Here is a 13,296-nt window from a genome sequence, read left to right on the forward strand (position 1 = left end):
TGAGTGATGCACCGATGACCCACGACTCCAATCCCACTATTGACTTGGATATTTGCAGCGATCCCAGCATTGAACTCGACGTCCAAGGGTTCGAGGGCACCGAGTGCATTTCCCTGCCGTTCAGCTACGTGATTTACGCCACGACGACGAGCGATGTCGATACCGACTCTTTGATAGGCGAGCGCGCCAAGCTGTCCCTCAAAACCGCAAGCGGAAGGTGGCTTGCCTCCGGCCTGTGCGCCCAAATCGAGGAACTCGATCCTACGGTGAGTGACGTGCGGGTGCTCCAGTTTGTCCTGCGGCCGCGCTTTGCGGTCACCGAGCTCTCCGTTGCGAGCCGCATTTATGGCCCTGCCCAACCCGTGGGCGTCGACGACATCATCAAACTACAGTTGAGCAAGGCGAGCATCGGCATTCCCCGCGAATACAACATCGATCGCTATCCGAAGCGAGACTACATCGTGCAATACAACGAGAGTGATTTGATGTTCATTTCGCGTCTATGTGAAAAGAACGGAATCTTCTACTTCTTCAAGCAGGAAGACAACGGTGAAACCCTGATCTTCGGCGATAAAAATCTGGCCTTCCCCAGCATCAGGTTCGGCGCGAAGTCGGCGATTCTTTATGCGCCGTGGTCTGCACCGCAAGCCGTCGCAGAAAACGCTGTTCGGTCGTTCCGGCGGCGCCGGGTTCTCTCGACAAAGACGATCGCGCTACGCGATTATAACGAAACGGTGCCTTGCGTCGTGTCCATCGATCAGCAGGTCGGGCAAGGCAGCGGTTTCTTGGGCAAAGCCTCGCGCTTTGGCGGGCATTTTGCCAACGAAGCCGAAGCGGCCGCCCAGGCCCGGATCCGTGGCGAACAGGTCAACGCCAGCCAGACAATGTACATCGCCCACAGCGACGCGCCGGGGTTGCGCGCTGGTGTCATCTTCGAACTGGAGGGCCATTCTCGCTTCGATGGTGAATATCTCGTCATCGCCGCGGATCACTCGGCCTATCGCCAGGCGCCGACTGGATTCCCTGCATCCGCGCAGAATGGGCGCGCATACCAGAACATGGTCCATTGCATCCGCTCGGACGTGACTTATCGACCGGTTCCGATGACGCCTGTGCCTCAGGGCGTTGGCCTTCACATCGCCACCGTCGATGGAGAAGCTTGGAACGGGCGGCCCGAGATTGATGACCAGGGGCGCTACCGGCTGCAGTTTATGTTCGCCGACGTATTGGAGAAAGGCGCTGGCAGCGGCTCCGTGCGCAAGCTGGAACCTTATGTAGGTCCGAATCAAACTGGCTTGCATTGTCCATTGGTGCCAGGAACGGAAGTTCTGGTCGGCTACTTGAACGGCGACATTGACCGGCCAGTCGTGCTCGGGGCCGTCTACAATCCGGATATGAGGTGTGGAGTAACCTCGGACACGCACCTGTTTCATCGCCTCAAAACGCAATCTGGCGCCGCGATCGAAATCTACGACGGCGGACCTTCGTGATTTACTCACCTCATGACGTCTGGCATCCAGCGACTCGCGAAATCGACCCGCTATTGGAAGCAGTCGCCAATACGGCACGCGCGACCATCTTGCCGACAGCGCCGATCAACATACCACCGCCGTCGGCCGATGGCATTCGCTCGCAACGGCTTCGTGATGGACGAGAATTGCGCCTCAAATTATCTACGCACCCTGTTGAGCAGGAACAACGCGATCCTTGTGCGGTGCTCGTCTACGCCCTGAAGGGCAATGTCGTTGTCGATAACACGGGTTACCGTGTGACGGGGCAGGCTGTCCTCGACGTCGCCACGCGGGCATTTCTTGATGTCTCTTGTCAGTTGAAACGGGTCGGCCCGGTTCCGTCGTGACAGGGCTGTCACGATCGCGACGATGTCGTCGCTCGATTGGTGCCGGGACGTCCGCGCTGCGCTCTCAGATTGGGAGAGCTCGCGATTATTTGATAGCGGATGCCCAGGGCTCTTGGCACGGATGTTGCGAGGTCCATCTGCCGGTGCGTGCCGGCGTATGTCACAAGACGGGAGGCGAAAGTGTCACTTGAAGCCTACTTGGCAATTAAGGGAAAGAAGCAGGGGGACATCTCGAAGGATGCCTCCAAGCCAGACAGCATCGGGCAGGTCGCCAAGAGTGATGCGGGTAAGCAAGGCAAGATCACCGTTGTCGCATTCACCAGCCGCATTGTCCTTCCGCGCGACGCGACGAGCGGCGTCGCCACGGGCGCTCGCAATCACCAGCCGGTGCTCTTCACCAAGTTCTTCGATCGTGCCTCGCCACTACTGTGGCAGGCGCTGGCCACCAACGAGGTGCTCGAAGATGTGGTTTGCGAGTTCTACCGCACCGACCCTGGTGGCATGCCACAGCCGCAAAACTTTTTCAAAATAAGCTGGAAGAACGCGACATTGGTCGAGGGCAAGGCTTACGTGCCGCTGACGATCGATCCAAAGAACAACTTCTATCAGAACATGGAAGAGTGGTCGTTCACCTACAAGGAAGTGAAATGGGAGCACATTCCCGGCAGCACCAGCGGCGAGGATAAATGGTAGCCCCCATCAGGTTTGCAAAGCCAAGGACGATGACTTGGTCCGAGGTGCCGAGCAGGCAATCGTGGATATGTTACGCACATCGACGCGTCCACGGGCCTTCGAAGTGGTCATGCTTTAGAATCTCGCGGTGCATCAAGTCGGCAGTGTTCGGACCGCAATATCGCGCGCGCCAAGAGGGGCCGCAATCGGGCTGTTGATCGTGCATCATGGCCGTGATTGACGAGCATGAGATGTGAATTGGGAATAACCAGCCCGGACGATGTTCGTCACTCAGCCGACGGATCGTTCGTGGACTGCCGGGCAACTTAGCTCGATGACTGCGTTCCACGAAATGGGCAATTCCCTTGCTTCTCTACGTTCCCGGGTTTGGCGGATCGTTGGCGAACAGGCCGGGGCAAGCGTCCTCAGTGCGCCTCACCAAGCGGACCATTCACTTGCAGCGCTTCGCTCCCAGGTTTGGCAAATCGTCGGCGGATGGGCCGAGGCCCCGAGTTCGATGACTGCGCTCCATGCGGAGCGGCATTCACTTGCTGCGGTCAATGCCCGGAATCTAGCAACTCCAGATGGGAGGAACTCTGTGGTGCGACAGGTCGGGAGAGAAACGAATAGTGGAGACGGAGCGAAGGGCGGGAGCGGAGACGGGCCAAACGTTGCGCGCGCATTGAAATACGGATTGTATCTCGCGGGCGCGGGCTACGCCTATAATGAGGTCGGAAATAACTTCTTCCTTTCTACGACATCACTACACGACGGGAAGAAGGGCTTCACCGGTAACGAACGGCTCAGACTGGCTCAGGCGAAGGCAAGGGAGTACTACACGTCGTATCACGCTGCCGATTCTTACACTCGGCGCCTCCATGAGCGTCCCCTCAATCCAATCCGTACCTGCGGTAACAACCTGTTCGTAACAATGATCGACTACCGGGCGGCGACCTATGTATACGTTGGTCGCTTGGTGGACTCCAAAGAGGCCTGCACGTCTCTTGTGCGGAACCTGAGCTGTATGAAGGGTCATCTCGTAAAGGATGATTGCGTGGCCAAGTACAGGCCACCGAAAGTGCCCAAGGATCCGGACCTTACGAAGAGCCCGCTATACGACAAGAAGGGCAAGTACGCGTTGACCGGCGTGCTCAATGAGGAAACTGGCGCTTACGGCTACACCTCAAGGTCAATCACGCATCCTTTCGTGAACAAGGGCATGCAGCACTTCCAAGATGCCATCCAGAGCGACAAGGGACTAACTTTCAAGCAATGTATCGAGAGGCTCGAGGCGCTGCTCGACAAGGATTGCGGTCTCGAAGAGGATGTCCAATTCGTGGCTGGCCAAGCCATCCTGAACTTCAGGCAGGTCTACGCTGCGGACGACCGTTGGGGAAACGCTGAGAACGTCGTGATGCAGACCCTTTCGGAGCAGGGCTGGCTGTCACGGGAGGAAACCAGCAGGCTCGATGCGACTTTTATGTTCGAAGATCCAAATATGAACCCGCTCAAACGCAACAAAAGTTGGGTTGGGCCGAACCTGCATCAACTCGACGGCTGGCTGCAGGAGAGGCGGTCCCGTCATGGTCGCGTGACAGGCGATGAATTGAATTACGCTAAGATGGATGACTTGAAATATCTGCCCATCGCGCACGTCAAGTTGAACGAGCAGAGCAATGGGTTCGAGGACTGCTCGGGATTGGGCGACTCGTTCACGTGCGCCAACGCGGTCGCCTGCATCAATCACGCGCGCTTGATGAGTGGCCAGCCGCGCCTTTCAAAGGAGGAGGTCGTAGTCATCATCGCGTGTCTGAACGCGGTATACGACGATACGACGTCAATAAGGCATACGCTCCACGAGGTAGCACGAGGCTGCTTCGCCGGCGCTGGTTACACAATTGAAGACGCTGACGAGTTCTACGAGGGAGTGTGTCGCAATGCTGCGCAAGAGTATTACGGCGGTAGATATCTCTCGATACGGAGTTGACGCCGTAACGAACCGAGCATTAGCGATACGACACTCTCGAGGCGCGCAGAGCTCGAAGACGAGTTGAGTCCGATTTCATTGCATATATGCGTCCTGAGACGCGGAGGTCGAATCCAGGAGGATGAAAAGCGGCTCGTTCGAGCGAACGATGAGGAGGGGACGCAATCCGCAGGTTGTCATTTCGAGAAAGACTTTGGTCGGGCTCCAAAAACGAGAAGTGGGCGATGACGATGCCGCAGTCATCCCGGAATGACGCAGTGAGTGATCGACTGCGCGGAGTATAGTGGCCTGATCTGGGGGCAATAGGGCTGGCCCTTATCCCTTGTTCGATAGTGTCGCGTCATAGGGGGGGCGCGAGTCCGCTGTTTTCCGTCATCTAGACTTGTATCGGTTTGGGCGACAACAACGGGGTTCGTCGAGCCTGCAACGCCAAGTTTGGCCCGAAACCGGCTAAAATCGTTCTTATGATATATGATCGGTGGGCAATCGCGATCCTCGCAGCTCTCGTTCGCCGCGACGGCCGCCTGCAAGTAATGCTCGCGCAAATGTCGGCCTCCCCGCAGCCCGCCGCAGGTCCGCGGCCACCGCCTGCCGGAATGCGTCATAGTTCACGTTGTCCCGCAGCCTGTCGAGGAAGCGAATATTCCTCGGCTCCCGGTGCGAAGCTCCGCCAGATGGCCGCCGCGTCCGGCTCGTCGAGCCAATCCGCGACTGCCTCGGCCAGGGGCCGCGCCCGATTGTGTGCTGTTTCGTCGGGATCCGAGAAAAACACGCTCGGGCCAGCATAACCATCAGCCTTCGTGGCCGCCGTTAGGTTGGTCCGCACCCGCGCAGGCGGCGGGTTATCATCCAGATCATCGAGGCAGTCGGAGCCGAGCTGCGTTAGCAGGGTCTTGGGCAGGCTCAACGTACGCCTCCGTTGCTTTCAATTACCCATAATTTTTGCCTCGATCGCAGCTCCCAATTCGATGTCGGTCAGCCGCGATAGTCCGCGCCAGATCACGGTATTTCCTGGAGGCGGATCGTTGGCTCGGGCTAAATATCCTCCGAGCCGCGCGATCTTGACGACATAGTGCGAGAGCGTGCTTCGTCGAGAGCAATCGCCACCCCTGTCTTTCACAAAATGATCAAGAAGCCTGATTTCGGGATCTGTCAGCGCCGTTTGCGGTACGACATTCGGCGAGGAGCGATTGAGCATCGTCATCCAGAAGACGCGCCAACTCACAATGCAGAAGACCGCGACCAGATTGACCAGACGCTCAGCAGTTCGCAATTTTGAGTCCTCTGCTTTGCAGCCCGATTTGAGGATCTTATGGAAGACTTCGATCTTCCACCTCAAGGCATACCAGTCGATCTTATTGATGGCGTCCTTGCGCGATCGGACCGGGAGATCGGTGAGGAGCTTCCACTCGATTTTCTTTCGCCGCTTCGGCCTTCCCCGCTCCTGAGCGTGGATCACGGTCAGAGTGAGTGCGGGATATTTCGTCTGTTTGCCGATCGGCGGCAGGACGCGTATCTTGCGGTACCTGATCTCAAGAACGGCGTCGTCGGGATCGCCTTTGTCGTCCTTGACCTTGATCCGATGTAGACCCTTGATCGTCACCTCGTCCATTTCGTCGGCAATTGTATGATTGCCGTCCCCGGCAAGCCGATCAACACAGGTTCGCACCAGGAAATGCGTTCCGACCTCCTCGGCCAGGCAAAACAGCTCATAGATGTCGCTCTCGCGATCACCAATATGAACGCATCGTCCAGGAGCAGCGAGAAGGTCGGTCGATTGCCGTAAATTCCCGAGCCAGCGGATGCTCTCCTTCTGCTCGATCGGCACCCGTGTCGGATTGATCTTTCGCTTCAGCGCCGTCGTCCCCTTGAACTTCTTGCGGGTCCAGAACTTGATTGCCGACAGTCCGAGCGGAAGCCCCTCGGTCGTCACGGCGAGACTAGAATGCATCAGGATGCCGCACTGTGTGCGTCCTGCCGTCTTGCCCGTAAAGCCGATCAGATCCGGCTTCTCGCGCTTGAAGCTGAATTCCGTCGTGTCATGGAGGACGAGGATCGGTCCCTCCGTCGCCGCTACGCGCCCGCGCGTCGCCTCGAAATGACCGCAAAGAATATCCGCCTCATTGACCCGCTCATTGGAGAAGAAGCGATAGGCGGCCTTCGTGTTGGCCCAGTCCTGACAAACCAACGGGATGCTTTGACCCATGTCGCTCCCGACTTGTGCGAGCAACTTGCAGAACCGGCGACCAAGCCGCTCATCATCCCGCAGCTTCGATCAACCCACGTCTCGATACCGGTCGTCAATCGCTGAGCAGTAAGCGCGAATTTCCCCGCACCTTTTGGTTTTGAGTGCTCTGATGCATGAGGTGTCCACTTAAATAGGTGGACACCTCATGATGAGCGACGATGGTCAGAAACTGCGTGTCAGGCTTGTTGGTCGGAACGGTCGCCGGCGCTTTGAGACGACATCGAAGGAGCGTCTTGTGGCGGCCTGCCTTGAGCCTGGCGTTTCGGTCTCGAGACTTGCACTCGAACATGGGGTCAACGCGAACCTGCTTCGGAAGTGGATCAAGAAGGACGCCGCGGCCAGGTCGGCGCCGTCGTCGTCACCCTCGGCGTTCATCCCGGTTCACCCTGAGGGGGCCGCCGAGCGGGGTTTGTCGCGGCAAGGCAGTGTGGAGGCGGTGGATTTGCCGGCGACCTGCGATGAAGTGGGTGGGTCGGAATCCAAGGGGTCTCCAGCTTTTTGTTCTCCGGCCAAGGTGAGCGCGTCGCTGCCGAATGGCGTGAAGCTCGCGCTGGAATGCGGGGATGTGGATGCATTGACGGCGATCATTGGAGCCCTGGGCCATGTTCAGACTGGGCGGTGACCTGCAGGTCTATCTGCACCGTGAGCCGATCGACTTCCGAGCTGGCATCAACAGCCTTGCGGTTCTGGTTCAGGAGACGATGGCGCTCGATCCGTTTGTGCCGGCGGTTTTTGCGTTCTGCAATCGCCGTTGCGACCGGATGAAGTTGCTGTTCTTCGACCGGTCCGGCTTTGTGCTGGTCCTGAAGCGGCTGACCGAGGACAAGTTCCGATGGCCGCGCCGCCAGGAGGCGGTCGTCCGGCTTACGACCGAGCAGTTGCACTGGATCCTCGACGGCATCGATATCGATGCGATGGTCCGTCATCCGGTGCGGCAATATCAGGTTGCCGGCTGAGCTCTTGAGTTGAGCGGTTGACGCGTCGGAACGGTTCAGATTCAAGAATCCGATGAATCGAACCGGCAATCCGAGTGTCGAGGTGCTGTTGGCGCGCATTGCCGCGCTGGAGGCGGAGAATCGTCAGCTCACGGAGCGCGTCGTCAAGCTGGAGGAAGAACTGGCGCTGGCACGCCTGCATCGTTTTGCGCCGCGCAGCGAAAAGCACGTCGACCGTCTCTTCAATGAAGCCGAGCAGGCCGCCGATGAGGATGACGCCGGCAGCGAAACGAACGATACCGCCGAACTTCCGGACACGGGTCTGCCATCGGTCGAAAGCACGACGGGAAAGAAGCGCGGCCGCAGGCCGCTGCCGGCAAACCTGCCGCGCGAGCGCGTCGAGTATGACCTGCCCGACGATCAGAAGGCGTGTCCTTGCTGCCGTGGCCAGATGCATCGCATGGGCGAGGCTGTCACCGAGCAACTTCATATCGAGGTGAAGGCGAAGGTTTTACAGAATGTGCGCTTCAAATATGCCTGCCGCCATTGCGATCGCACCGGGATCAACGCCCCTGTCGTGACCGCGCCGATGCCGACGCAGCCGTTGCCGGGCAGCGTTGCCACGGCCTCGACGCTGGCGTTCGCGCTGGTTCACAAATATGTCGACGGCACGCCGCTCTACCGCTTGGCGCAGGCCTTCGAACGCGCAGGCGTTCCTGTCAGCCGCGGCGCTTTGGGCCACTGGGTGATCGGCTCGAGCGAGAAGCATCTGCATCGCATTTATGACGCCCTGAAGCTGCGGCTCAGATCGCAGCCTCTCATCCATGGCGACGAGACGACGGTTCAGGTCCTCAAGGAGAAGGACAAAGCGGCCACCAGCACATCGTACATGTGGGCGTATCGCAGCGGCAAGGATAGTCACGAGCCGATCGTTCTTCTGGATTATCAGCCGGGCCGCGGCCAAATCCACCCGCAGGTCTTCCTCGGCGATTACCGTGGCATCGTGATGAGTGACGGCTATAGCGCATGGCGCACGCTGGAAGGGGCCACCCACATTGGATGCATGGCCCACTCCCGGCGGCGTTTTGTCGACGCCCTCAAAGCGAGAAAGAAGGGCGGCGGGCCGCCCGAGCAGGCGCTGCGGTTCTTCGAGCAGCTCTACCGGGTTGAAAGGCAGGCGCGGGACGAGAAACCGGACAGAGACGAAACGCCGGATCAATGCATCCGTCGCTTCCGCCAGCAACACAGCATTCCTGTCCTGAACGCCCTCAAGGAATGGCTCGATCAAATCGCCCCGAAGGTCCTGCCGGACAGCAAGCTTGGCGACGCCGTATCTTACACCCGGAACCAATGGGACTATCTGACGCGTTACACCGAAGATGGCAGGATGCCGATCGACAACAATCTTCTGGAGCGCGACATCAGGGTTTTTGCCACCGGCCGAAAAAGCTGGCTGTTCAGCGACACCGTCGACGGAGCCAGGGCCAGCGCCGTCGTCTACAGCCTAATGCTGACCTGCCGCGCCTCACGTGTCGAGCCGTTAACATGGCTGCGCCATGTGCTCACCGAGTTGCCTCAGCGCGTGGACAACGCCGATATCGCTGACCTGTTGCCCTTCAACTTCCCCAAAGCGGCCACTGCCTGAACGGCTCAGCATCGCCCCGATACGAAGGCCATCCGTCAAATCGCGGCCGACAACGTGCGCGGAAAATCGCGCTTACGCTGAGCACGCGTCTCCGCGCGTTCCTTCACCAACCCCATCGAGCACCCCACTTCCGAATCAGGTGCTCAACAATGAATCACAACAGATTCTGCCGATTCAAGATTTCGCCCGCCGCGCCTCGCTCAAATCCGACGTCAAATGTGGGTAATTGAAAGCAAGCTGAGGCCATCAGTTGGCGTAGTTCAGAGGCGTAAGCGCGTCGATTCCGCTGCTTGGCCAACCGTTAGCGATACGTTGAAGTTGTACGGCGCGCCAATCGAACGGATTGACGTTGTTCATTTTCGCCGTCTGCAGCAGCGTTGCGATAGCCGCCCAGTTTTGCCCGCCGCCGTCGCGGCCAGCGAAGGGGCAAATTTGTTTCTCGTACTCGTTTGTGGCCTGATGGCCCTTTCGACAATAACAATATTGGAGTCGAGCTAAATGCGAGTGTCGGCCAGCAAGTGTTCGAAGATGGCACGGCGTGAGACGGCATAGCGGATCGCCTCGGCCAGTTTTGATTTGCCGGAGATCCGCCGCAAGGTCTGCTGCTAGAGATCGAAGAGATCTGCGACGATCGCGGCGGAGGCTTGTCGGCGCGTGGCGATGCTTGCGTCGGGGCTTGGACGGCGCACGGTCTTCTCGACTTGCCGAAGCTTCGTCATCCGCTCGACCAATGTGATGCCATCGTTGCCGCGATTAGATCGCGCGAGCTTGTTATAGGCGGCATAGCCGATGGAGCGGAACGGCATCGATTGTGCCAAAATGTGGGTGTTCAAACCACGGCAAGGAGGACGTACGTGGACAAGGTCCGTGGACTAAGGTTAGCATCATTAGTTTGGTTGGGCCAAAGTTCCCGATTCACGGAGCTGGGTACGCCGAGACGGACGGCACCGTCGAGCGTTACGATCTCTTGGGCGGCAGGTGCTACATCTACAAGCGAAGTGCCGACAGCAGTTCTGGCAGGTCGCCGCGGGCGTCGCGAACCGCAGCCATCGGACCAGCACTAAACTCGAAGGAATTTCGAACGCGAACCAATTCGCCGCGGAATGGTACCTTCGAAGACGCCGCGGAACATTTTCTCCACGAATTTCAGTGCTGACCGAGGGGCGTCGCAGCCCCTCTACATCGCCGGTCGCGAACAACGCCGCAAGTATCTCATCTCATCACATTCGGCGACAAACTGCTCCATCACCTTCGGCATGATCGCGGAATACCGCATCGATCGCATAAGAAGGAGAGTTATCGCTATCAGGGCGAAGAAGGGTTGCGACTTCATCATCTTCATGGCGAATATCAGCTTGGGACCTGATGACGCAAAGCGACTAGAGTACCACGATGTTTCGATCGTCAACGATCGCGAAGCAGGTGAGCGCATTCTGGAAATTGAAGTCCGCGGCAAGCGCGGCGTCTGCTACTGCAAGAGCATGCCTAGCATGCCGTTGCGCCCTTCCTGCGGCTCCGCACGCGAAACAAGGCCAAGCCGACCACCGCTTGTTCCCGAACAACCAGTATTTCCTCCTAATACCATCCTTGAAAAGCAGGAGCTTAAGTTCGACCGCGAGGGAAGCGCCGCGCGGCCTGCAGTCCGCGGCACACGTACGTCTGCTTGCGGCTGATGGAAGGTGCCGACAGAATCGCCGTACCAGCGTCGGGATACTATTACTTCGCACATAAAAAATAAGCTGAGCGCAGCGGCAATCAACCTCAAACGTGTTTCCCGACATGAAGAGGAAGAAGGTCGCGCCAGCAGCGACGCAGGGTGCAAAGCGGCGCGCGCGACATGACCGAGGCGCTCGGCTCGCACGACTTTTGCGAGTCGCAGAAACTCACGTCACTCACAAGAACTCGGCGTGCAGATAACTAGGTTAGCCAAAGCAGAGCTGCGACGCCAACAAGCGAAGCAGTTTCGGCAGGCTTTCACGGTGCGTTGCGACGCACCATATACATTGCATATCTGTCGTAGGTAGCGAGCGTTTTGCTGAGAGTGGCGTCCTCGAACGTGTGGAAACCATGACGCTCCCAGAATTGTTCTGAATCATTCACCGCTACCAATGAGACATTCGGAAAGCGGGCTTCCGTTGCGTGGGCAATGAGTTGGCGCACTGCGTCGGAAGCCGCACCATTGGCCCGTGCCGCCGGCAACAGGGCGATGTCATGGACATAGTAGGTTGACCCAGGTACCGGCAGTTTCTTCAAAAGGGCGTTGAGCGCGGGTGGCTGCCTAAATTGCCACGGGTGGCTGACGACGTAGCCAACAATTCCGGCACGTCGGCCCTTGAGAACGAAGCATCCCTCGGGATAGAGCCGCAGACGTTCAGCAAAAACCTCCGCGTCTTCGCGATAGTTCAGGTGAACACGACCCGCGACACTGTTCACCCCCTGAAGATCCCAAGTTTCCATCGCACGCCAGGGCATCTACATGTGCTTCCAATGAAATTCCAAGCGCCGAATAATCCATTAGCTTGCAACGCCTGTCCAGATCGACGTCCATTGAGGTGCCACGGCCGCGATCCAACCCTAACACCTTGGCGACAGGCACAGACCGGGTTATGAAGCCCTTGGCATGCGGGCGTGGCGAAGTTGGTAGACGCAACGGACTTAGGCTAAAACTTGAGTGCTCCCAGGGGAAACCCGGGATGCAGAACTGCTCAAATTCGAGGAATCCTTCGCTAGTAATCCCGAGCCAAGCCTCGCACAACCTTGGCAAACCACTCTCCTCCACCTAATCGAAGTTTTGATGCTCAAAGGCGCTGCGCCGGAGCAGTCCCTAGTCAAGCATCAAGGTTCTCAGGTACCAGTTCTTCATCGAGATCCGCCTCAATTCCGGCCACTCGCTACCGTTCGACGTGGCCCTGACAATCCCAACAAGGTTGCCCGGACGCGCCACGCCCAAGGTGGCAGGCGATTGGTTGATGCCGGACGATCAATGGGACCATCCTGAACTGAGTAATGCCGAGGCCATCAAGTTGATGGATGGATGGCTCGACCTGGAGATTCTCAAGCCTTACGACTATCGCATGGCCATCACTTACTTTTTGATGGCCCAGGGCGACTTCAGCGACGAGTTAAAGCTCCAGAAATTCGAGATAGGCAAAGACGCCTATTGGAAGCCATTTGTGGCTTATCTGTTTGGATTTGACGAGTCCTCAGTTCAACGCAAGTACGAGCTCGACGCTTCGATTACCTGGAAGAGCAGCGCAGAAGTTGACGTGGTGGTCGCCACCGCACGGGAGGTCCGTGAGAGTGACGCGAACGTGGTCAAGTTGTCGATGAAATCAAGGCCATGGTCGCGAAACCAACAACCATCTACGAGAACTTCCGGCGTGTTTTTAACGGCTATTACGCGTGTTAAATCACGAAGGCATTTTCTATTTCTACGTCAACAAAGCGGCAACTTTGATTACACCATCGGCCTGGGCCTGCCCGGCCAAACCGGCAACACTTCCAGTTAGAAAGGGACGAGCTACAAAAAGCTGGTCTGCGCTCTCTTCGATTTGGCTCTGCTGAAGGTGTAGAGGACGTCGGTTTCTTTCACTTTGTGTACCACGATGGCATTTTCGAGGCTTTGGACGACCGAAAGAAGCTAGCGCTGTTGGAGGTCGTGCGTGAGCAGACGGCGACGAAGAAAACGCAATACATAATGACACTGATAGCTTCAGATCTCCCGCGCATCGAGGAGAAGTCTCCCCCACCTTCTCACCGGACGAAATCATACTCCGCCTTCACGACGACGGAGCCGATGGCCTCCTCTTCAAGATGGCGGAGTTCTAGCTTCGGAAGAGGTTCCGCCGCAGCGGGAGTGCCAGCATGAGCGGCTACCAGCGAGCACGTGCAAACCGTGAAGGAACTGTCTCGCGCAGCCTCGCGAATGGACGATTTCGCCCGAGATCGGCT

Annotated in this window: 13 protein-coding genes and 1 pseudogene; 10 read left to right on the top strand and 4 right to left on the bottom strand. The window is 58.1% G+C overall.

Annotated features, from left to right (window positions below; genetic code table 11):
• Positions 1–14 precede the first annotated feature (14 nt).
• The 4 genes from ACVWZM_RS22735 to xopAG all read left to right on the top strand — a co-directional run bounded on the left by ACVWZM_RS22735 (position 15) and on the right by xopAG (position 4,517).
• Positions 15–1,490, top strand: coding sequence for a type VI secretion system Vgr family protein (locus ACVWZM_RS22735; RefSeq protein WP_456854925.1), 1,476 nt, complete (start codon positions 15–17; stop codon positions 1,488–1,490).
• On the top strand, positions 1,487–1,858 hold the full coding sequence (locus tag ACVWZM_RS22740) for a hypothetical protein (protein WP_456854926.1): 372 nt from the start codon (positions 1,487–1,489) through the stop codon (positions 1,856–1,858). The genes ACVWZM_RS22735 and ACVWZM_RS22740 overlap by 4 nt, the downstream gene beginning before the upstream one ends.
• Positions 1,859–2,038: 180 nt before the next feature.
• Positions 2,039–2,551, top strand: coding sequence for an Hcp family type VI secretion system effector (locus ACVWZM_RS22745; protein ID WP_456854928.1), 513 nt, complete (start codon positions 2,039–2,041; stop codon positions 2,549–2,551).
• 577 nt (positions 2,552–3,128) lie between these two features.
• Positions 3,129–4,517, top strand: a complete 1,389-nt coding sequence (xopAG, locus tag ACVWZM_RS22750) for a XopAG/AvrGf1 family type III secretion system effector (RefSeq protein ID WP_456854930.1) — start codon at positions 3,129–3,131, stop codon at positions 4,515–4,517.
• A gap of 601 nt (positions 4,518–5,118) precedes the next feature.
• On the opposite strand, the gene ACVWZM_RS22755 is transcribed toward xopAG, so the two are convergent.
• Positions 5,119–5,424, bottom strand: coding sequence for a hypothetical protein (locus ACVWZM_RS22755; protein ID WP_456854931.1), 306 nt, complete (start codon positions 5,422–5,424; stop codon positions 5,119–5,121).
• 18 nt (positions 5,425–5,442) lie between these two features.
• Complete coding sequence (locus tag ACVWZM_RS22760; protein ID WP_456854778.1) at positions 5,443–6,723, bottom strand: IS4 family transposase; 1,281 nt, start codon at positions 6,721–6,723, stop codon at positions 5,443–5,445.
• A 190-nt stretch (positions 6,724–6,913) separates the two neighbouring features.
• Here ACVWZM_RS22760 and tnpA point away from each other — a divergent pair, with 190 nt between their 5' ends.
• From tnpA to tnpC, 3 genes are read left to right on the top strand one after another with little or no spacing between them, the layout of a single operon-like run.
• The gene (tnpA, locus tag ACVWZM_RS22765) at positions 6,914–7,387 is read left to right on the top strand and encodes an IS66-like element accessory protein TnpA (RefSeq protein ID WP_253625971.1); all 474 of its coding nucleotides are present in this window, start codon (positions 6,914–6,916) and stop codon (positions 7,385–7,387) included.
• Positions 7,368–7,721: an IS66 family insertion sequence element accessory protein TnpB gene (gene tnpB / locus ACVWZM_RS22770; RefSeq protein WP_076834308.1), complete on the top strand. Its 354-nt coding sequence runs from the start codon at positions 7,368–7,370 to the stop codon at positions 7,719–7,721. The genes tnpA and tnpB overlap by 20 nt, the downstream gene beginning before the upstream one ends.
• A 52-nt stretch (positions 7,722–7,773) precedes the next feature.
• Entirely contained in the window at positions 7,774–9,345 is a 1,572-nt protein-coding gene (gene tnpC, locus ACVWZM_RS22775) for an IS66 family transposase (RefSeq protein WP_141343446.1), read from the top strand.
• A gap of 246 nt (positions 9,346–9,591) precedes the next feature.
• Here the strand turns inward: tnpC and ACVWZM_RS22780 are convergent.
• Positions 9,592–10,133: pseudogene (locus tag ACVWZM_RS22780) on the bottom strand (IS66 family transposase); the annotation flags it as partial.
• A 315-nt stretch (positions 10,134–10,448) separates the two neighbouring features.
• Here ACVWZM_RS22780 and ACVWZM_RS22785 point away from each other — a divergent pair.
• The gene (locus ACVWZM_RS22785; RefSeq protein WP_456854932.1) at positions 10,449–11,018 is read left to right on the top strand and encodes a hypothetical protein; all 570 of its coding nucleotides are present in this window, start codon (positions 10,449–10,451) and stop codon (positions 11,016–11,018) included.
• A gap of 301 nt (positions 11,019–11,319) precedes the next feature.
• Here ACVWZM_RS22785 and ACVWZM_RS22790 read toward each other — a convergent pair whose 3' ends face one another.
• Positions 11,320–11,817, bottom strand: coding sequence for a GNAT family N-acetyltransferase (locus tag ACVWZM_RS22790; RefSeq protein WP_456854934.1), 498 nt, complete (start codon positions 11,815–11,817; stop codon positions 11,320–11,322).
• Between the two features lie 497 nt (positions 11,818–12,314).
• On the opposite strand from ACVWZM_RS22790, the gene ACVWZM_RS22795 reads away from it, so the two are divergent.
• Together ACVWZM_RS22795 and ACVWZM_RS22800 are read left to right on the top strand one after the other, a co-directional pair.
• Positions 12,315–12,854: a hypothetical protein gene (locus ACVWZM_RS22795; RefSeq protein ID WP_456854936.1), complete on the top strand. Its 540-nt coding sequence runs from the start codon at positions 12,315–12,317 to the stop codon at positions 12,852–12,854.
• An 86-nt stretch (positions 12,855–12,940) separates the two neighbouring features.
• Positions 12,941–13,213, top strand: coding sequence for a DUF2326 domain-containing protein (locus ACVWZM_RS22800; protein WP_456854938.1), 273 nt, complete (start codon positions 12,941–12,943; stop codon positions 13,211–13,213).
• Positions 13,214–13,296 lie beyond the last annotated feature (83 nt).

This window comes from Bradyrhizobium sp. USDA 4501 (assembly GCF_054062115.1).

Coding starts and splice junctions, on each gene's coding strand:
- ACVWZM_RS22735 (WP_456854925.1), top strand. CDS start 15: ATGACCCACGACTCCAATCCCACTATTGACTTGGATATTTGCAGCGAT.
- ACVWZM_RS22760 (WP_456854778.1), bottom strand. CDS start 6,723: ATGGGTCAAAGCATCCCGTTGGTTTGTCAGGACTGGGCCAACACGAAG.
- tnpA (WP_253625971.1), top strand. CDS start 6,914: ATGAGCGACGATGGTCAGAAACTGCGTGTCAGGCTTGTTGGTCGGAAC.
- tnpB (WP_076834308.1), top strand. CDS start 7,368: ATGTTCAGACTGGGCGGTGACCTGCAGGTCTATCTGCACCGTGAGCCG.
- tnpC (WP_141343446.1), top strand. CDS start 7,774: ATGAATCGAACCGGCAATCCGAGTGTCGAGGTGCTGTTGGCGCGCATT.
- ACVWZM_RS22785 (WP_456854932.1), top strand. CDS start 10,449: ATGGTACCTTCGAAGACGCCGCGGAACATTTTCTCCACGAATTTCAGT.
- ACVWZM_RS22790 (WP_456854934.1), bottom strand. CDS start 11,817: ATGCCCTGGCGTGCGATGGAAACTTGGGATCTTCAGGGGGTGAACAGT.
- ACVWZM_RS22795 (WP_456854936.1), top strand. CDS start 12,315: ATGCCGGACGATCAATGGGACCATCCTGAACTGAGTAATGCCGAGGCC.